This is a genomic window from Actinokineospora diospyrosa (genome assembly GCF_024171925.1).
Taxonomy (GTDB): domain Bacteria; phylum Actinomycetota; class Actinomycetes; order Mycobacteriales; family Pseudonocardiaceae; genus Actinokineospora; species Actinokineospora diospyrosa.
In genome coordinates this window covers 592,457-610,699 of record NZ_JAMTCO010000001.1, presented here as the reverse complement: position 1 = coordinate 610,699, position 18,243 = coordinate 592,457, and the positions used below count along the sequence as shown (strand labels likewise).

At 70.3% G+C, this 18,243-nt stretch carries 14 protein-coding genes; 5 read left to right on the top strand and 9 right to left on the bottom strand.

The genetic code is table 11. The features are described 5' to 3' along the window. Window positions 1-144: 144 nt before the first annotated feature. Together LV75_RS02405 and LV75_RS02400 are read right to left on the bottom strand one after the other, a co-directional pair. The gene (locus LV75_RS02405; RefSeq protein ID WP_253884921.1) at window positions 145-1,095 is read right to left on the bottom strand and encodes a response regulator; all 951 of its coding nucleotides are present in this window, start codon (window positions 1,093-1,095) and stop codon (window positions 145-147) included. Then, complete coding sequence (locus LV75_RS02400; protein WP_253884920.1) at window positions 1,092-1,370, bottom strand: hypothetical protein; 279 nt, start codon at window positions 1,368-1,370, stop codon at window positions 1,092-1,094. The genes LV75_RS02405 and LV75_RS02400 overlap by 4 nt, the downstream gene beginning before the upstream one ends. A 98-nt stretch (window positions 1,371-1,468) precedes the next feature. Here LV75_RS02400 and LV75_RS02395 point away from each other — a divergent pair, with 98 nt between their 5' ends. The 3 genes from LV75_RS02395 to LV75_RS02385 all read left to right on the top strand — a co-directional run bounded on the left by LV75_RS02395 (window position 1,469) and on the right by LV75_RS02385 (window position 6,182). Next, window positions 1,469-1,639, top strand: a complete 171-nt coding sequence (locus LV75_RS02395; RefSeq protein WP_253884919.1) for a hypothetical protein — start codon at window positions 1,469-1,471, stop codon at window positions 1,637-1,639. Between the two features lie 135 nt (window positions 1,640-1,774). Then, window positions 1,775-3,226 carry a trypsin-like serine protease gene (locus LV75_RS02390; protein WP_253884918.1) on the top strand — a complete coding sequence of 484 codons (1,452 nt, stop codon included), beginning with the start codon at window positions 1,775-1,777 and terminating at the stop codon, window positions 3,224-3,226. Window positions 3,227-3,365: 139 nt separating this feature from the next. Beyond that, complete coding sequence (locus LV75_RS02385) at window positions 3,366-6,182, top strand: AAA family ATPase (RefSeq protein ID WP_253884917.1); 2,817 nt, start codon at window positions 3,366-3,368, stop codon at window positions 6,180-6,182. Here the strand turns inward: LV75_RS02385 and LV75_RS35785 are convergent. The 3 genes from LV75_RS35785 to LV75_RS02375 form a co-directional block, all read right to left on the bottom strand. Continuing rightward, window positions 6,166-6,612, bottom strand: coding sequence for a GNAT family N-acetyltransferase (locus tag LV75_RS35785; RefSeq protein WP_372504121.1), 447 nt, complete (start codon window positions 6,610-6,612; stop codon window positions 6,166-6,168). The two genes, LV75_RS02385 and LV75_RS35785, sit on opposite strands and share 17 nt — an antisense overlap. A gap of 377 nt (window positions 6,613-6,989) precedes the next feature. Then, the gene (locus LV75_RS02380) at window positions 6,990-7,859 is read right to left on the bottom strand and encodes a hypothetical protein (protein WP_253884916.1); all 870 of its coding nucleotides are present in this window, start codon (window positions 7,857-7,859) and stop codon (window positions 6,990-6,992) included. An 82-nt stretch (window positions 7,860-7,941) separates the two neighbouring features. Then, window positions 7,942-8,520, bottom strand: coding sequence for a vWA domain-containing protein (locus LV75_RS02375; protein WP_253884915.1), 579 nt, complete (start codon window positions 8,518-8,520; stop codon window positions 7,942-7,944). Window positions 8,521-8,662: 142 nt separating this feature from the next. Here LV75_RS02375 and LV75_RS02370 point away from each other — a divergent pair, with 142 nt between their 5' ends. Beyond that, a complete protein-coding gene (locus LV75_RS02370) occupies window positions 8,663-11,608 on the top strand; it encodes an AfsR/SARP family transcriptional regulator (protein ID WP_253884914.1) in 2,946 nt (981 codons plus the stop codon). A gap of 37 nt (window positions 11,609-11,645) precedes the next feature. Here the strand turns inward: LV75_RS02370 and LV75_RS02365 are convergent, their stop codons facing one another. Together LV75_RS02365 and LV75_RS02360 are read right to left on the bottom strand one after the other, a co-directional pair. Then, window positions 11,646-12,845 (bottom strand): helix-turn-helix transcriptional regulator, encoded by a 1,200-nt coding sequence (locus tag LV75_RS02365; protein WP_253884913.1) that lies wholly within the window; start codon window positions 12,843-12,845, stop codon window positions 11,646-11,648. Window positions 12,846-12,950: 105 nt separating this feature from the next. After that, window positions 12,951-13,127 (bottom strand): hypothetical protein, encoded by a 177-nt coding sequence (locus LV75_RS02360; protein ID WP_253884912.1) that lies wholly within the window; start codon window positions 13,125-13,127, stop codon window positions 12,951-12,953. A 233-nt stretch (window positions 13,128-13,360) separates the two neighbouring features. On the opposite strand from LV75_RS02360, the gene LV75_RS02355 reads away from it, so the two are divergent. Then, on the top strand, window positions 13,361-14,329 hold the full coding sequence (locus tag LV75_RS02355; protein WP_253884911.1) for a hypothetical protein: 969 nt from the start codon (window positions 13,361-13,363) through the stop codon (window positions 14,327-14,329). 58 nt (window positions 14,330-14,387) lie between these two features. Here the strand turns inward: LV75_RS02355 and LV75_RS02350 are convergent, their stop codons facing one another. After that, window positions 14,388-17,528, bottom strand: a complete 3,141-nt coding sequence (locus tag LV75_RS02350; RefSeq protein WP_253884910.1) for an ATP-binding protein — start codon at window positions 17,526-17,528, stop codon at window positions 14,388-14,390. Beyond that, a complete protein-coding gene (locus LV75_RS02345; RefSeq protein ID WP_253884909.1) occupies window positions 17,525-18,235 on the bottom strand; it encodes a hypothetical protein in 711 nt (236 codons plus the stop codon). Before LV75_RS02345 ends, LV75_RS02350 begins: the two co-directional genes overlap by 4 nt. Between the last annotated feature and the right edge of the window lie 8 nt (window positions 18,236-18,243).

The following is an 18,243-nucleotide window of genomic DNA, read 5'->3' as shown; positions in this document are numbered from 1 at the left end:
TCCCCTTTGACGGTACGCGGCCCCGGTCCCGGTGACCGCATGGCGACGCGGAGTGCGGCCGGATTCACGCCCCGACCAGGCCTCCGACGTCCCGAAGCAGAGAGCCCGTGCGATCAGCGTGAAATCCACGCGGGCACACCCGATTCACCGGCCGGAGTCGTTGCCGGAGTGCTTGACCGGCGGGGCGACGAGCCCGTGCTCGATGGCGTAGAGCGCCATCCGCACCCGGTTCCGCGTCCCGATCTTGTTCGCGATGGCGGCGTAATGCGAGTCAACGGTGCGCACGCTGATCCCCAACTCGTCCGCGATGCCGGTCCTGGACAGCCCGCCGCAGATGAGCTCCAGAACTGTCAGCTCACGCTCGGTGAAGCCGTGCTTCGGTTCGTCCAATAGCCGCGGCGCGGCAGGATGCCCCCAGTGAGTCTGGCCAGCCGAGATGGCGCGAATCACCTCACTGAGCTCCGCGACCCGCGTGTCCTTGAAGAGGAATCCTCGGGCCCCCGCGCGAACCGCGGCCCTAAAGGTCTCCTCGCGGGAGTCCATGGTGAACATGAGAACCCGGGCGTCCGGCAGGCGGGCAACGATCTCCGCAGTGGCATCGATGCCGTTCCCATTCGGCATGACCACGTCCATGAGGACGACATCCGGTTGGGTGGCCAGCACCATGGCCACCGCGGCATGCCCGTCAAGGGCGGTACCCACGATGTCGAAGCCCGCAGCCCCCAACATTGTCTGCAGGCCATCCACCATGACCGGGTGATCGTCGACCAACGCCACTCGGATCGCACCGGTGTCGGGCTGGTGCGATGGAGTGGACTCGCCCGACCCGACGGGCGAAGAAGCCGTTCCCATCGCGGTGGCCCACAGCTGTCGAAACTGCTCAACATCGCCATCCAGCGCTGTGACGACGTCCTGCAGTGTCGACCACCTGGGAACCCTGTCCGCTGTGAGTGCGCGGTGCACGGTGTCGCGGCTGAGCTCGGTCCGCTCGGCGATGGCGCGCACGGTCGGCGCGCCCGCGGCCAGGTACAGCTCCCGCAGCGCCGCGAAGAGGGCCTTCCCCGCTTCGCCGGGCGGCTCACCGAATGTGATCACCGCTGCTCCACCTCGGCGGCCCGCGCGGCCACCCACAGCTCGTGGAACCGGTCGACGTCACCGCCGAGCGCGAGCACAACCAGCTCGAGGTTGCGCCACCGCGGCACCCGGTCTGCGGCGAGCACCCGGTGCACGGTGTCCCGGCTGATCCGACCGCCACTGCGCACAGCCAGGTCCCGCACCGTCGGCTCCCCCGCGGCGACGTGCACGAGGCGCAACTCGGCGAGCAGGGCGGCCAACGCGGGGTCGGCCACCACCGGCCTGCGAATAGGCACCGGCCCTCCCCTGTCCGAGTTTGTCAGAACCTGTCGCACGCTCTAGCGATTCTCTCTACGAGTGAACCACGATCAACTCACCGGAGGAAGGGGTGCTGATGGGCGTGGTTGAGCTGGTCAGCTCAGGGGCAGCGGTCTCCGTTGTCTCAACTTGTCTCACCCGGTACCTGATCGTCCGCGCCGCACTGCGCGGGACCAGGCCCGCCGAACGCCCGGCCATCCTGCGCGCCCTGTCCAGCGTCCTCGGCCGCCGCCGCCGGGACCGCTAGCGCTACCCACGATTTCCACGGTTGTTTCGCCCGCGGCCGGACCCGATAGTCCCCTTGGCCACCGCGGATGTCCCCGCCGGTGGTCCGGTCACCGGGCCCCGACCGTTCGATTCCCTGCAACCGAAGGACATCGAAGTGAGAAAGCACAAGCTTGTGCTCGCCGCAGCGGTGGTGTTGGCCGCGGTGGCCGTGCCGGTCGCGAACGCGGCGTCGGCGGAGCAGCCCGCCGTCGCGGCGACCCCGACCGACCAGCTGCGGGTGGAGGGCGGTAGCGCCCAGGTCGTCAACGGGCAGCGGACCACCGTGCGGGAGAACCCGTTCGTCATCGCGGGGATGCGCGCCGGTGGCGGCGGACCGCAGGGCCAGTCCTGCACCGCGTCGGTGGTGGGCAAGCGGAAGATCATCACCGCCGCGCACTGCATGATCGACGCGACCGGGGCGAAGCACTACCTCTACGGCGACGACGACCTGAACACCACCGGGGACGAGACCTTCCGCACGAAGCTGCTCTCGTTCAAGGCGCACCCGAAGTACAGCGGCACCGGCGGTTGGCAGACCGGCTACGACGTCGCGGTCGTGACGACCGAGGACGACCTGCCGGTGCCCGAGAGCCAGTGGGCGAAGGTGGCCGGTTCCGGTGACTCCGCGCTGACCCAGCCGGGCAAGAACGGCACCGCGGTCGGCTACGGGCGGACCTCGGCCAACGGCGGGTCCGGCGTGCTCTACAAGACGGCGCTGCCGGTGAACGACGCCAACAACTGCCAGGTGTTCAACACCCGGGTCAACCCGGACCTGATGGTGTGCATCGGGTACAACGACGGCCGCACCGGCACCTGCACCGGTGACAGCGGCGGCCCGTTCACCGTCGACGGCGTGATCGTCGGGGTGGTGTCGTGGGGTTCGAGCGGGTGCGACCGCTACAGCATCATGGCGCGGCTGACCAACGAGATGGGCGACTGGGCGAGGTCGGAGATCGGCGGCACTCCCCCGAGCGACGGCAAGTTCACCGTGGCGCTCACCCCGTCGTCGGGGCGCGTGGACCCGGGCAAGTACATCTCGGCGACCGTCGCGACCACGGCCGGTGACCAGCCGGAGCGGTTGGACCTGTCGGCGAACGGGCAGCCTTCCGGTGTCGCGGTGAAGTTCCAGCCGGAGTCGGTGAACTCCGGGCAGTCGGCGAAGGTCACCTTCGACGTCGCGGCGAGCGCGGCCAAGGGCAGCTACCCGATCACGGTGACAGCCAAGGGAACCAGCGGGACCAAGACCGCGGTCTACACGCTCACCGTCGGGGACGGCGGCTCCACCGACGGTCCCAAGCCGACCGCGACACCGTCCTCGGCGACGGTGAGCCGGGGCGGCAGCGTCAAGGCAACGATCACGGTGGCGGGCGGGACCGGCGCCAGCAAGCTGTCGGCCACCGGCCTGAGCTTCGCCCCGATGTTCTTCCCCTTCAGCGTCAACCCGGGCGGCAGCAGCCAGATGTCGCTGTTCGCGCCGTTCCAACCCGGCACCTACAAGGTCGTCATCACGGCGACCGACACGGCGGGCAAGACCGGTCAAACCGAGTTCACGCTCACCGTGACCTGAGCCTCGGCAGGGTAGCGGAGGAAGGCGGTGCGGCCGGGCGATCCCCGGCCGCACCGCCCGTTCGCCGTGCGCGGAGATCGTTGTGGTGGTGGGAAAGGATGGGTACCGGCGGCCATTCGGTGTCGGTATGCTCCGGCACATGGGCTACCAGGCCGATCGCGGAACGGAGTGCGGCGCGCCCGGCGTCTGGGTCCGCCCCGCCACGACGGCGCTGGTGGCCAGGGACCGCGAACTCGCCGCGATGACCGAGGCCGCGAAGTGGCCGCCGTCGCTGGTGCTGGTCGAGGGGATCGCGGGGGTCGGCAAGAGCATGCTGGTCACCGAACTCGTTCGACGGCAGGGGATCGAGCACTGGGTCGCCGCCCGCCGGTGCGACCCGTCGCGGCACCAGACGCCGTTCGGCGTGGTGGTGGACCTGTTGAGCGCCTATCCGCGCAAGCTCGGCAGGCTCAGCCCCGCCGCAGGCGCGATCCGGGCCCTGCTGCCCGAACTCGCCGACAGACTTCCACCGTCCTTATCGGACGCTTCGGCACCCGCGGCGGCCGCGGGCTTCCGAGAGGTGATCGGCGCCATGGGCCGCGTGACACTGGTGGTCGAAGACGCCCAGTGGGCGGACAAGTGGAGCCTGCGGGTCCTGCGCGCGATGGTCAACAACCCGCCCGCGGCACTCACCTTGGTGCTCACCTACCGACCGGAGCAGGTTGGAGCGGGCGGTCCACTCGGGACGCGCGCTGGGCGCATGACCCGCACGACAGTCGTGGTGGAGCCGCTGGGGCGCGACGGGGTCGGCCGTCTCGCGGCGGAGGTCGTCGGCGAGGTGTCGGACGCCGTGGTGAACGCGCTGTGGCGGCGCACAGCGGGGTTGCCGTTCGCGGTGACCGAACTCGTCGGCGCGGTGCGCGATCCCGGCACGCTCAGGCGGGCCGACGACGACGCGGCCGAGCGGGTGCTCGCCCGGATCCCGGTGCCGTGGTCGGTGCGCGAGGAGATGGCCGACCAGGTGCGGGGGCTCAGCGGCCCGGCGGCCGCGGCGGTGCGCGCGGCCGCGGTGTTGCGGCTGCCGGTACCCGCGTCGGTGCTGTGCTCGGTGGCCGGAGTGGACGGTGACGAGATCGGCCGGTTGCTGCGCCGCGCGGTGCTGGTCGAAACGGGCTCGAGCGTGGGGTTCCGGTACCCGCTGGCGGGCCAGGCGGTGTACGAGTCGTTGCCGGGCAGCGAGCGGCAGCGGTTGCACGAACGGGCGTTGGCGGTGCTCGGTCAAGACTGGCCCGCACACCAGTTGGCGACGCACGCGCGGGGAGCGGGCGCGGTGCGGGAGTGGGTGCGCCACGGCGTGCGCGCGGCGGAAGAGGCGATGGCCGCCGGTCGCGACGACACGGCCCTGGGCTGGCTGACCGAGCTGGTCGCCGAGCCCGCGCTGCCCGCGGCCGACCTGGCCAGGCTGGTGACGATCCTGTGTGGACACGGACTGCGCGGCAGCGGCCACCGCGAGGTGATCCCGGTGCTGGAACGGCTGTTCACCGACCAGCGGCTGCCCGAGCGGGTGCGCGCCGAGGTCGCGATCGGCCTGGGTCTGCTGCTCATGCGCGCGCCGGGCGACCTGCCGCGCGCCGACATCAAGATCCGGACAGCGGTGCGCACCCCGGGGGTCGCCGAGGCGTGGAGCCTGCGCGGGGTCGCGATCTTCGGCATGCCCTACCTGGGCAACCGGACGGTCGAGGAGTGCCGCCGCTGGCAAGGACTGGTGTTCGACCGCATCGCGGCGATGCCACAGGGCCCGGCGCGCACCGCGCTGCTGGCCAGCACGCTGCAATCACGGCTGACCCTCGGCGACGCCAGCGCCGCGGACCTGGAAGACCTCCTGCCGTCGGCGGTCGACCCGCACGACCTCGAACACCTGAGCCAATTGGGCCGCGCGCGGTGCAACCTCGCCGACGTTTGCGCGTGGCTCGGCCACTACGAGCACGCCAGAGCCCTGATCGCCGACGGGCTGCGCGGGGTCGAGTCGGCGCCGTACGTGCGCAGTACCGGCCTAGGCACGGAGGTCCGGCTCGACTGGCTGAGCGGGCGCTGGGCCGGACTCGACGAGCGCGCGGAGGCGATCGCGGAGGCCAACGCGGGCTCACTGCCGGTCGCGGGCGAGATGCGCTTGGTCCAGGGCTGGCTGGCGATCGCGACAGGTGACACCGCGCGCGCCGAGAAGTGCTTGCGCGAAACAGGAATCGCCGACCCGGAATCCGCCGTCGCCCCGGTAGCCCTCTCCGCCATCGCCGCGATGACCACTCTGGCCCTGGACCGAGGAGACACCCGCGCAGCCCGAACCCAAGCCGACGCGGGCGTCGCTCTCCTTCGCCACCAACGGGTCTGGGCCTGGGCAGGCGACCTAGTCCCCACAGCCGTCCTCGCCTACACCGCCGCCAACCGCCTAGACGACGCCCGCAGGCTCATAGCCCAAACCACAACCGGCATTACGACCCTCGACAGCCCGTACTTACGCGCGGCCCTCGCCACCGCCCGAGCCCACCTGGCCGCGGCCACCGCCCAAGACGCCGCTGCCCTGTACACGGCCGCCGCGACCGAACACCAGAGCCTCGGCCTCCCCTACCTGGCCGCAACACTCACCGAACGCGCCGCACTCCTAGGCGCACCACACTCGTTCCTAGATCTCGCCAAGACCTACGAAGAACTCGGCGCCGTAATCGCCGCCGCCCGCTGCCGCCACCAAGCCCGCCAAGCAGGCACCCCCCTCCGCTCCACCCGCGGCCGCCGCGGCTACGGCCAGTCCCTGTCCCCCCGAGAATCCGAAATAGCCCGCCTCCTAGCCGACGGTCGCACGAACCGGGAGATCGCCCAAACCCTCTTCCTCTCCCGCCGCACGGTGGAGGACCACGTGGCCAACATCCTCCGCAAACAAGGCGCCCCCTCCCGCGCCGCCTACGTCACCCAGACAAAGTGAACCGAACCTTCTCCACCGCGGTAGCCCCCAGCCTGCCGTAAAAACGAACAGCCCCCTCATTCCACCCCGGCGTCTGCCACTGGATCTCCTTCAACCCCAACACCTTCGCCTGCTCCCGCACCGCCTCGAACAAGAGCTGACCAACACCCCGCCCTCGAGCTCCGGGCCGAAGGTACAGGCAGTCCATGTGCAAGTACTCCCCACCATCCCACGTAGACACCTCAGCCACACAGGTCGCATACCCCACAACCCCCTGGTCAGTCTCCGCAACAAAGCACCGAAGCCGAGCCAACGGCCCAAACAACAATCCCCCCAACCGCTCCCCCAACCCCGCCGCGGGCGGAGCAGCCCGCTCATACTCCGCGTGCTCAGCGATCAACTCAACAACAACATCAAGATCAGCCACCCCAACCACCCGAACCGTCGTCATCGGACAACCCCGGTGACCACATCGCAGCCTTCACTCCAAGAATGCAGATACCCCTGGACCAGAGCGATCATTTTCGCGTTCATCTGACCATCATGCCAGCCAAGGAGATACTTGGGCGGTGGGAGTTCCAGCAGCCCGGCCTACGGCATAACCGATCAGGGTGCCCGCCACGAAGCTGTTGCACGAGGGTGCATCTGGAGTGCGCTTGTCGCGTCGACCTTGGACTTGTGGTGGACGGTGCTGCTCCCGATCTGCCTTCCAGGCACGGTTGTTGCCGCCTGGGGAGGCTGTCACGACGCGGTCCCCGGGCGCCACCCGGGAAGAAGAACACAGCGACGCGCCACTGAGTGCAGGTAACTGTCCTGGCGACCAGCGGGCTAGTCTGCCCACTGCACGCCGTGCGGCAGAGCTGCGGTGAGGTTGGTGAAGCGGAGGTGGATCTCCCCCGCCTCGTCGATCCGCAGTGGTGTCGTGCTGAATGCCCCCGAACCGTCTCGGGAGAGCCCACGGATCGCCCGCGCTTCGCCGGGAACAGCGGATTGAGCGAATCGCACGCGCAGGTCCAGTACCGCGTATGGGTGAGCAGGCACGAGAACCAAGGCGGAAGGTGCGGCGGCGAGCTGCCCGCGGACCGCGAAAGTGTGCGAAATGCCTCTGGGAACCGGCGCGGGTAGACGCAGGCGGTTGTCCGCGAGAAGGGTGCCACCGTAGAGAACACGTGGCTCCTGGGTCTGGCACGTGGTCGTGAAGTCGAGCTCGACCAAGCCGTCCTCGGCAGCGGTGACGCGGTGCAGTTCCAGCAACTCGGGTCGTGGACCGTCCAGGGACAGCACAACGTGCAGTTCAGTGGCGTGCCACTCGGCCTGCGGAGCGGAAACGAGAGCGATCTCCGCCAGCTCGGCGAGGTGATCGATCGCCTCGTCCACGCGGCGGCGGATCGTGCGGGTGTCGCAGTTGTCCTCGTTCGCCGCCCAGGAGACGCGGTCCTGGTAGAGCGCGTGCCGCGCCTCCGTCTTCAGTGCGAAGGCGACGCGTGCGACCTCGGCGAGGTCGTCAGGCAGTCGGCAGGCCAGCTCAGTCAGCCGGGCCACCACCTTGCGCCGGATCACCGGCTTGTCGTCACCGGTGACGATCTCGCAGGCCGCGCGCAGCGCGGGACCCACCCGGTCCTCGAGACCGCTCGCGAGCACGCCCCGGCCCTTGCGCAGCGACTTCAGTTCGCGAACCAGGTTCACATGACCGATCATTTTCGTCTCCCTCGTGGACCGCTCTCGCCCCGCGCAGCTTGCGCCTGCCGTGTGGACCGGAAGTGGACAGATGGTGGATGCCTCAGACGTGCTCGGGCGTGGCCTGCCGCGTGACCGACACGCCCAGGGCCGTCGCGACGGGGATGCCGTCCTGGCCGAGGAACACACCGGACACACCGATTCGGCCGAGCGTCCGCCGGTCGGCGACCCCGATGCCGTAGGCGACCACCCGTGGACGGGTCGGCCACCTCGGGTCGGCGAGCGCGTCGTAGGCCTTGGGCCACGTCGTCGGGTCCGTCGGCCTGCCGTCCGAGGCGAAGAACACCACTGGCCTGCGCACAAGGGATTGGTCGGCTTTCAACGCCCGCACATCGCGCTCGATGGTCTCGCGCAGGAACGTGAACGTGAGTCCGAAGTTCGTGCCCACCCTGGGGCGGGGCACGGTCAGCTCCGGGAGCTCCGTTATGGGGCGCAACGGATGCAGCAACCGCGGAATGCCCGCGAACCCGACGACCCCGACCCGCGTTCGTGCCGCGGCGGGGGCGTCGGCGCACACCGCGGCGCGAAACTCCCGCAAGCCCAGGTTCAACTCTCCGACGTGGTCGGCCATCGACGACGACAGGTCACAGACCACATAGCACGGCAACACCTCGGTGCGCATCCGCTCTCCTCCGTCCCGGTGGTGTGATCGTCTCCGGCCGGTGTCGACCAGAAGTGGACGAAATGCTGACGCCCCGATACCCGGACGGCCGATTGCGCGATGTGTTCGGCAGAGAACAATCTCGCACGCGTGGAGGCGCTGAGTGGACTTTCGGATGTTCGGCCCGTTCGAGGCGTGGCACGAGGGCAGGCCGGTGCACCTGGGTGACCAGCAGCAGCGGTTCTTCCTCGTGGTGCTACTGCTGCACGCCAACCGGCCACTGTCCCCCGAACGGCTGACAGAGATCATCTGGCCCAGCCTCCCGGAGCGGGTCAACCTGGTGCGCGGCTACATCAGCAAGCTGCGCACGGCTTTCCGCGACGCCGACGACGTCGATATCGAGAAGACCCCGACCGGGTACGCGTTGCGGGTCGCCGATGACCAGGTCGACACGACCAGGTTCTACCGGTTGCGCGAGGCCGCGCGGGGCACCACCGATCGCGCCGAGGCGATCGGCTTCTTGCGCGAGGCGGTCGCCCTGCGGCGCGGTCGGTTCCTCGAGGACATCGACATCGACCGGGTCGGCGGGCCTGACGTCGTCTTCTCCGAGGACGCCTTCCATGACGCGGTCGGCGATCTGGCTCAACTGGAGCTCGACGCGGGCGACCACAGGTCAGCGCGGGACCGGTTGCGCGATGCGGTGCGGATGGACCCGGTCCGGGAGCGCTACGCCGCACTGCTGATGCGGGCGCTACTCGCCGACGACGACCACCTGGCCGCGTGGCGGGTCTTCACCGAGACCGAAGCCGCCCTCGCGGAGATCGACCAACTCCCGGGCCCGGTGCTGCGCAACCTCGCCGCCCTCACGGAGCAGGGCGAACCGGTCAGCTCGCTGCCGCCGCGCTCGAGGAGCTTCACCGGCCGCGAGTACGAGTTGGCGGCGATCGAGGCCGCAGCAGCGGCGGACCGCGGCGTGTTCTGGTTGAGCGGTGCACCGGGCGTCGGCAAGAGCGGTCTGGCCATCGAGGCCGCGCACCGGATGCGCAACCGCTTCCCGCAGGGGCAGCTGCTGGTGCGGCTCAACGGGCACACGCCGAACGTGCGCACGACGACGACCGAGGACGCGTTGGCCCAACTGCTGGTGGAGATGGGAATGCCCGCCGAGCGGGTGCCCGCCACCGCAGGGCGGAAGTACTCGCTTTACCAGTCGATGCTGCACAACACCAAGCGGCTCGTCGTGCTGGACAACGCGGAGTCGGCCGAGCACGTCCAGCCCCTGCTGCCCCAGGCGCCCGGCTGCTTCGCCATCGTGACCAGCAGGCGGATGGGCGGGGTGGACGCCGGCGAACACATCCGGCTGGCCCCGCTGCCCGCGGGCGCGGCTGTCGAACTCTTCCGCGCGCTGGTCGGATCGCAGCGCCTGCCCGGCGACCCCGACGAACTCGCCGCCGTGGTCAGGCGCTGCGGCCACCTGCCGATGTCGATACTCGTCGTCGCCGCGCTGTTCCGCAGGCACATCAGTTGGCCGTTGCACCACCTGCTCGACCTGCTCGAGGAGAGCGGCCCGTGGAGCAACGACGGTGACGACCTCGCGGCCGCGCTGCGGATGTCGTACCAGCTGCTCGACCCAGCACGGCAGCGCATGTTCCGGCTGTTCGGGCACCTTCCGGGGCCGGAACTGGACGTGAAGGGTGCCGCCGCGCTGGCGGGTTGCGACGTGGCGACCGCCCGCACCGCGTTGGACTACCTGCACGAGGTCTGCCTGATCGAGGAAGTCACCACCGAGCGGTACCAGATGCTCGACCCGCTCAAGGAATTCGCCGCCGCCGAGCACTCCCCCGTCACCCCCACCGAGGCGGAGGCCGCCCTGCTGCGGCTGCTCGACTTCTACCTCGTCTCGCTGACCTCGGCCGTCAGCGCGGCCTACCCGTTCGACCGGCACCTCCAGCCGACCGCGCACCGCGACTGCGCCGCCGCGCTCACCTTCACCGATCCGCGCGACGCACTGCGCTGGGTCGAGGACGAGCAGGGCAACCTGGTCGCCGCCATCGGTCACGCCGCAGACAACGGCAAGTCGGGACACGCTTGGCGGATGGCCGTGCTCATGTGGCGCTACTTCCACACCACGAGCCAGATCGAGGACTGGATCTCGACCATGGGCCGGGCGAAGGAGATCGTGTTCGGCGAACCGGACTACTACGGTCAGGCGCATGTGTTGCTCCGGATGGCCACCGCGTACAACCGGCTCGGCAGGCTGACCGAGGCACGGGCGCTCGCCGAGCAGGCGTTGCCCCGCTGGCGACGGCTCGGTGATGCCCCCGGCGAGGCGGCGACGCTCTGCGCGCTGGCGATCCCGGTCGCGGAACTCGGTGAGCACAACCTGGCGGTCGAGTACTTCACCAGCGCGTTGACCAAGTACGAGCAATGCGCCGACCTGCGCGGTCAGGGGCACGCGTTGAGCATGCTAGGCCACTTCAGCCAGCTGCGCGGCGAGCTCGACCTGGCCCTGCGGCAGAACGAGGCCGCGGTGCCCCTGCTGCACGCGGTCAACCACGCGCAGGGTCTGGCGCACGCGCTGAACAACCTGGGCTCGGTCCAGCTGCAGCTCGGCCTGGCCGAGGAAGCGCTGGACAACCACGTCGAGGCCTACGAGAGCGCGCTGGAAGCCGGGGACACCTGCACGCAGGCCTATGCGTTGAACTACATCGGCAACGTGCACCGCGTGCAGGGCAGGTTCGCTGAGGCCGTGCACCACCAAGTTCGGGCGCGGGCCGTCGCCGAGCGGACCATCGACGCCGACCTGCACGCCCAGCTCCGCTGCGACCGGGGCGAGACCGCGCTGGCCATGGGCGAGATCGCCGAAGCCCACGCCGCTTACGAGGCCGCACTGGACCTCGTCGGAGGCGACGGCGACCGGATCCACCAGGCGCGCGCCCACTACGGTCTCGCCCGCGTTCTGCACGCCGCGGGCAAGCACGAAGAAGCCTCGGCGCAGTGGACGATGGCCGAAGCCGGGTTCGCCGCGCTCGGACAGCCGGAAGCCGCGGTCGTCCGAGCACAACGGGACACACTCGACTGCCCCTGCCACCGGCCGAGCGGATCGCGATGAGCGCGCACCGCGATCCGCCGGGGTCCATCCCGGTACCTCAGACCTGGTGCAGGACGCGGCTCAGGTCGGGGTAGACCTCCCGGACCGCGCGGTGGTTGCGCCAGCGGCTCAGCGTCCTCGCCACCTCCCGCAGGTCCATGCGCACGGTCGCCGAGTCGACGTGCGCCGCGTCGTCGAGGACCTCGAACAAAGTCACGCAGCTCTGGTCCACCTCCCCCGACAAGGCGTGGGCGAGGGAGCGGCGCACCCCGAAGCGGGCGCGCGAGCGGCGGGACGCAGCCGGTACCAGCACCATCGCCCGGTCGAGCACGGCAGCGGACTCGGCCGCTCTGCCGAGGTCGCACAGCGACCACCCCCTGGCCAGCTCCACCGGTTCCGGCGCGGTCGTACCGAGAACCGGGTACGCCCGATCGTCCGCGGTGGCCGCCTGGATCAGCGCGGCGGCTCGGTCCGACGCGCGTTCGTAGGCGCCGAGGTCGCCCGCGAGGGCGTGCCCCTGTGCCTCCCGGCGCGCGGCCATGGCGAGCGTGCGCCTGCTGGGCGTGCCGATGTGTTGGGCCTGCCGAGCCAGGTCGATCGTGCGGATCGGGTCGTGGCGGTAGAGGGCCAGACCCGCCTCACGGACCAGCGCGTAACTCGCTATCTCCTGGTCGCCACCGGCACGGGCCAACTCAGCGGCGTGCCTGGTCCACCACAGCGCGCTCTGGTCGTCCCCCGACTCCTGGTACATCCAGCCCGTGTACTCGGCCATCCGCCCCGCGAGCAGCAGCAGACTCGCCCTCGTCGGCTCGGGGTTCTCGGCGGCGAGTGCGTGCACGGTGCGCACGTGGGCGACGAGGGGCTCCAGCACCATCACCGGGCTCGCCTGCGCGCCGAGGACCCGCAGGTGCTCGAAGGAGGTCCGCATGCCGTCGATGACCCGGTCGTCGAGCGCAGGCCGGGGACCGCCCATGAGCGCCAGGCCGAGGACCGTGCCCGCGGTCAGCACCTGCCTGCGGTCCAGGGCAAGGGTCTCGGCGCGCTGGTCGCGGTCGGCGCGAGCGGCCGCGATCAACTCCCCGCCCGCGCCGAGGGCGGCGTCGCAGAGTTTGGCGAGGGTCTCGTTCGGCGCCCTGAGCCCCCGCTCGACCCTGCTCAGGTACCCCTTGCTGTAGTTGACCCGCTTGGCCAGCGCGCCGATCGACAACTCGGCCGCGGCGCGGTGTTGCCGCAACTGTTCGGCAAAGGGCTCAGCCACTGTTCCTCCCATTTCGGCCGACTTGAGTACAGCACTCGTGTCATGTTGGGCGCAATTGCCCACCGGCTTTCCGACGAAATCCGGTGGGCAATTCGCCGGTAGCGCTCAGCCGTGCCAGGGGTTGCCCTCGGTGGTGACCGTAGTCGTTGTGGTCGGCGGGTTCTTCGGCTCCTCGTCGGACAGGCTGGTCGAGCCCGCGGTGACCGACGCGCCCACCGCGAAGACCAGCGCGACCGGGATCGCGCACAGCGAGGCGGCGAAAGTGGACATGGTTTTGGACATGGCGAATCCTCCTGGCGAAAGGTGTGGGATGTGGTTTTCGGAAGTCCCGATCCCCATCACCAGGATTCAGCGCCGCGCCCACTGCCAACAAGGTGTTGCCCGTTGCCCAGACCGGTGGGCAACGGTCCACCAGGGCATCCACGAATCATCCACGGCTGGTCGACGACCTTCCCCGATGCTGCGCCCGTCCACCCAACGGCCCGCCGGAGGCGGGCGAGCACCGAGGAGATCGAGTGAACGACCCAACCAGCCACGCCCCAACCAGCCACGACGGCACCACGTACGACAGCCAGGACGGTCCGGCCGCGGCGAGTGCCGAACAGGACTACGACCTCGCCATCTCCTTCGCCGACGAGCAGAGCAACACCGCTGACGAGCTGGTGCGGGCGTGCGAACAGCGCGGCCTGATCGTGCTGCACGGACCCGAGCACACCCACGACTGGTGGGCGAGCAAGGAAGGCGGGGACCTGCCCAAGGCGCGGATCAGGTACTTCGTGCCCCTGGTGTCCACGATCGACGCGTTCACCGAGGCCGCCCTGCGCGCGGTCAAGGCGGGCGACGAGCACGTCCTGCCCGCTCTGGTCGGCGACGTCTCCGTGCCGGCCGACCTGATCCACCCGCACGTGACCTACCTGCGCGCCGAGGCCAGCAGGCCGGAGCGGTTCGTCGACTCGCTGGCCACCAGGGTCGAGCTCGCCGAGACCTCGGGCATCGGTCGGGCACTGGTCGCCGACGTCGTCAGCCGGACCAAGGCGCGTGCCGAGGTCTCGGGGACCCCGGTGTCCTTCAGCCGCTACGCCGAGCAGGACACAGTCCTGCGCTACCTGGGCGAGCAGTTCGCGGCCGCCATGCCCGGCCTGGACGCGAGCCGGTTCACCGGCACCGTGCACATCGGTGACGCCCGGATCGCCGTCCGGGTGGAGCAGGCGGGCGACACCGTGTACGCCCTGGACATCCAGCGGGGCGGCATCGGCGGCGACGAGACGGTGAACTTCGTCGTCGGCAGGCACGACGCGGGCAGCGCGTGCAGCAACGGTTGGGCCCGCCCGGTGTACGACGCAAAGGCAGGCGCCCTGCTCGAGCTGCGGGACCTGTCGCTGCTCGGCGGTGGCTCCGAGACGCGGGTCTACCGCAAGGACGAGCTGTTCGCCGTGCTCTGGAAGCGGGTCAACGCGGTGCTCACCGCCACGTCCGCGCGCTGAGACCGCGAACGGGACGTGCCCCGCACCTCACAGGTGCGGGGCACGTCCCGTTCGCGGGTCACTCCTCCTCGTTGCCGTCGCTGTCGTCGTTGCCGTTGCCGTTGCCGTCGGGGTTGCCGTTGTCGTCGGGGTCCCGAGCGCGGTCGAGCACCTCCTCCAGCCGCAGCGGGCTCGGTGGGTGGTGACTCAAGCACAGCGGTGTCCGCATCCGGCGGAGCCCGATCCCGTCCCCGGTCACGTAGAACTCGCCCCTGTCCAGCTTGGCGATGTCGGCGACGGCACTGCCCTTCGCCCTGGCGATCTCGTTCGCCGCGGCGATCTGCGTCGCGTTGTTCAGCCTGCCGAGGAACTGGGTCGTGGCGTTGCCGGTGACCTGGTTGTGCACGCCCTTGGGCGCCTGGGTGGCCAGCACGAGGCCCAGACCGTACTTGCGCGCCTGGGAAGCGAGCAGGATGGTGCTCTGCGTGCTGGCCGTGGTGCTCCCCGACGGGGCGATCGTCTGCGCCTCGTCCATCACCAGGAGCCCGCCGAGCGGCCGGTCCCCGGCGGGGTTGCGCTTGAGCCAGGCGAAGATCTCCAGCTGGAGCTGGCTGACGAAGCCCTGCCGCTGCTCCTCGGACGGCAAGCCGATGAAGCTGATCACCGACAGCCGTGCCCGGTAGCCCGGGGACGGGGTCAGCAGCATCCCGGGGTCGGTCGGCGCACCCGCGCCGCCGAGCAGCGGGTCGTTCACCATCGCGGCCCGCAGCGTCTCGGCCAGGTCGGCCGCGGTCGCCGCGCCGGTCCTCAGTTTGCTGACGCCCTCGGGCAGTTCGGCGAGCAGTTCGACGAAGTCGGCCAGGTCGCGTTTGCCGGTGCGCGCGTAGTGCCGCAAGGCCTCGCGCAGCACCGCTTTCCCGCGCTCGGCGGATTTGGTCCGCCCGTCGACCTTGGCGCGCGACACCAACCGCGCCACCGCGGCCTCCAGCGCCGCGGCGAACTCGTCGGTGTCCGCGCTGACCTCGGCGAAGTCCGGCAGCGGGTGGAAGCCGAGCGGACGACCGCTCTCCCGGCCCGGGGTCCACACCACGACCTCGGTGTTGGCGAGGTAGTCCGCAGCGGTGTCGGCGTCCCCCGGGTTCCAGCCATCGGGGGCATCCGGCCAGGCGTCGCCGAACCGCGCCAGGTCGTTGTTGGGGTCGAGCACGATGGCCGACACCCCGCGCAGCGCGCACTCCTCGACGATGCGCCGCAGCAGCACGGTCTTCCCGCTCCCGCTGCCCGCGATGATCATCACGTGCTTGCGCAACGACTCCAGCTCGATCAGGATCTCGCCGCCCGTACCGAGCGCGATCTCCTCTGGTCGTGGTGGTCGCTGCCCGGCGGGCGGGGGCCGGGTCTCCTGGTGACCTGCGGGGGGCTTGGTCGAGGTGGGCAGGATCTCCCGCAGGAACGTGTTGGTGCTCGCGGGTTTGCGCGCGACCAACCAGGTCAGCAGCCGGTGAGACCGCTGGGGCAGCATCGACCTGAGCGCGCTGAACGTGCGCAGGTCGTCGTCGGTGATCTCGATCCGCTTGCCGCCCACGCCGACGATGGCGGCGACCTCGTGCCTGGTGACGGCCCCGGCCCACCCCTGCGTCCCGTTGCCGAGCATCACCAGGAACCGGTTGGCCACCCCTTGCTGAACCCCGGCCGCCGACCGGGCGGAACGCAGGCGCTTGAGCACCCCGTTGCCGTGACCGCTGGCGATCAACCGGAACGACCAGCGCTGCGTGACGTCGAGCTGCTCGTCGGTGATCCGGTGCAGGGTGGCGTGGACCTCGTCACCACCGGGCAGGATCTCGCTCGACCACCGCATGTCGTCGTTGCCGAACTCGATGATCCACGACTGCAGTCCCGCGTGGAGCAGTTCTGGCATCAGGGCGTCCTCGTTGTGCTGCTTCAGCGCGGCCGCGGAGATGTCGGCCTCGCGGCGCAGCCGCTCGTACTGCGCGTCGAGCTCGGTGAAGTAATCGAGGGTGGGGACCACCTGCTCGACCACCGCCGCCCGATGCTTCTCGTCGAAGTCGGCCAGTTCCCGGATCTCACCGTGCAGGCACGACTCGGCGTGCGCGTGGACGCGCATCAGCAGTTGCCTGGGGGTGTAGGCGCCCCAGGACTCGTCGCCGAACGCGCTGGGCGCGACCGGCCACGTCGGGTGCGGCGGGGTGAACCCGACCCCCTGGTAGACCACCCCCAGCCAACGCTGGACGAACACCCGCCCGATGCGCGGGTCGTTGATGGCCCCCAGGATCGGGATCTCGGTGAACCGGTCGCCGAACGAGTCGCTCGCGACCGAGTGCAGCATCTTCCAGGTGTTGGGCAGGCACGCCACAATGGACAGAGTGCGCCGCGTCGTCTCCCGCAGCTGCATCATCCCGTCGGCGAGCAGGGCGAGCTGCAGGCCGAGCTCGGCGTCGGTCACCCGCTCACCGGTGACGTCCTGGGCCATGTTGACCAGCGTGTCCAGTTGGTCGATGGCGACCACGCACGGACCGGTGAGCGCGAGGACGCGAGAGATGTCCCGCACCAACTGCCGGGCCGCGGTGTTCGGGGTCGGCAATCCCCAGTTGCCGAACTCGCCGCTGGCCGACCCGGTCAGGTACGCCCAGCCGACGTCAGCGTGCTCCGAGGCGTAGAGCACCAGCGCGCGGATCGTGTCACCGCACTCGACCGCGATCCTGGGGTCCACCTTGCGCAGGCACGCGACGAAGTCCTTGAGGTGTCCCGGGTTCAGCGGCGCGTCCCCGAGGACCGCGCTCGCCACCTCGGCGGGGACCTCGGCCACCGCGCAGGCCTGCCGGAGGAACCGATTGATCTGCGTCTGGCCGCCGTCGTCTCCCCGGTGCAGCTCGGAGCGCATCGCACTCGCCACGTCGTCCCAGAACGTCGTGCCCGTGTTGAGCTCGACCAGGAAGAAGTAGCCGTCCACCGCTTGCACCATGTTCCGGACCGAGCCGAGCAGGTGCGTCTTGCCGACACCCTTGCGGCCCTGCAACACCAACCCGATCGGGCTGGGCCCGGTGCTCGCCTTGGCGTCGCGGAGACTGGCCCCGATCCGGTCCCGCGCTTTGAGGTGCAGGTCCTCCACGTGGGACGGTGAGGTGTGCCAGACGTCGTCCGGGGTCTCGGCCGAGTTGAAGCGGAGCGCGGCCAGCGCCTCCCGCAGTTCCTCGCTCATGACTCATCGACCGCCATCAGGTGGTTGTCCTCGCCGCCGATCCGGACAGCCGCCGCGTGGTCGGCTTCGGTGAGGACCTTGCGGTTGGAGTCGGGGGCCAGGTGGGTGTCCCCCGCCCGCACCATCGCCAGCAGCACCTCGTCGACCTCGGACTTGGCCGCGCCGTTGAGCTCGGGGCGGAGCTTGGCCAGGCGGACCCAGTCCTGGGGCTTGACCGAGAGCTCCTCGTACACCCTGCGGATCAACGACTCCAGCGCGGCGGGCTCCAGCGCGGCCAGCCCCGGATCTGCCGACTCCAGCGCGGCCGCGCGAGGTTCGGTCGGGCGCAGCTCGACCAGGTGCATCTCGGGCGGGCGCGGTGCGGCCGGGTGCAGGAAGCCGAGGATGGAGTGCTGCTGGAGCAGGCGCTCGATCACGGTCCTGGCGAACACGAACACAACCCGGGCCAGACCACCCGACTTCGGGGTCGGCTCGATGTGCGCCATCTCCCGCTCGCACCAGGCGATGCCCGCCGCGGTGATCTGGTGCACGAACGGGGTGCTCGTGGTGTGGCTGACCAGCAGGCCGTCCCGGTTCAGCCGCTCGCGACCGGCCCTGTCGAGCGTCACGCCGTGCCGCGCCTTGAGCTCGGTGTTGGTGATCTCCTCGTTGGCGAGCATGAGGGCTATCAGCGTGGCCTGCTCGTTGGCCCCGTACTTCTTCGGCATGGTGCCGC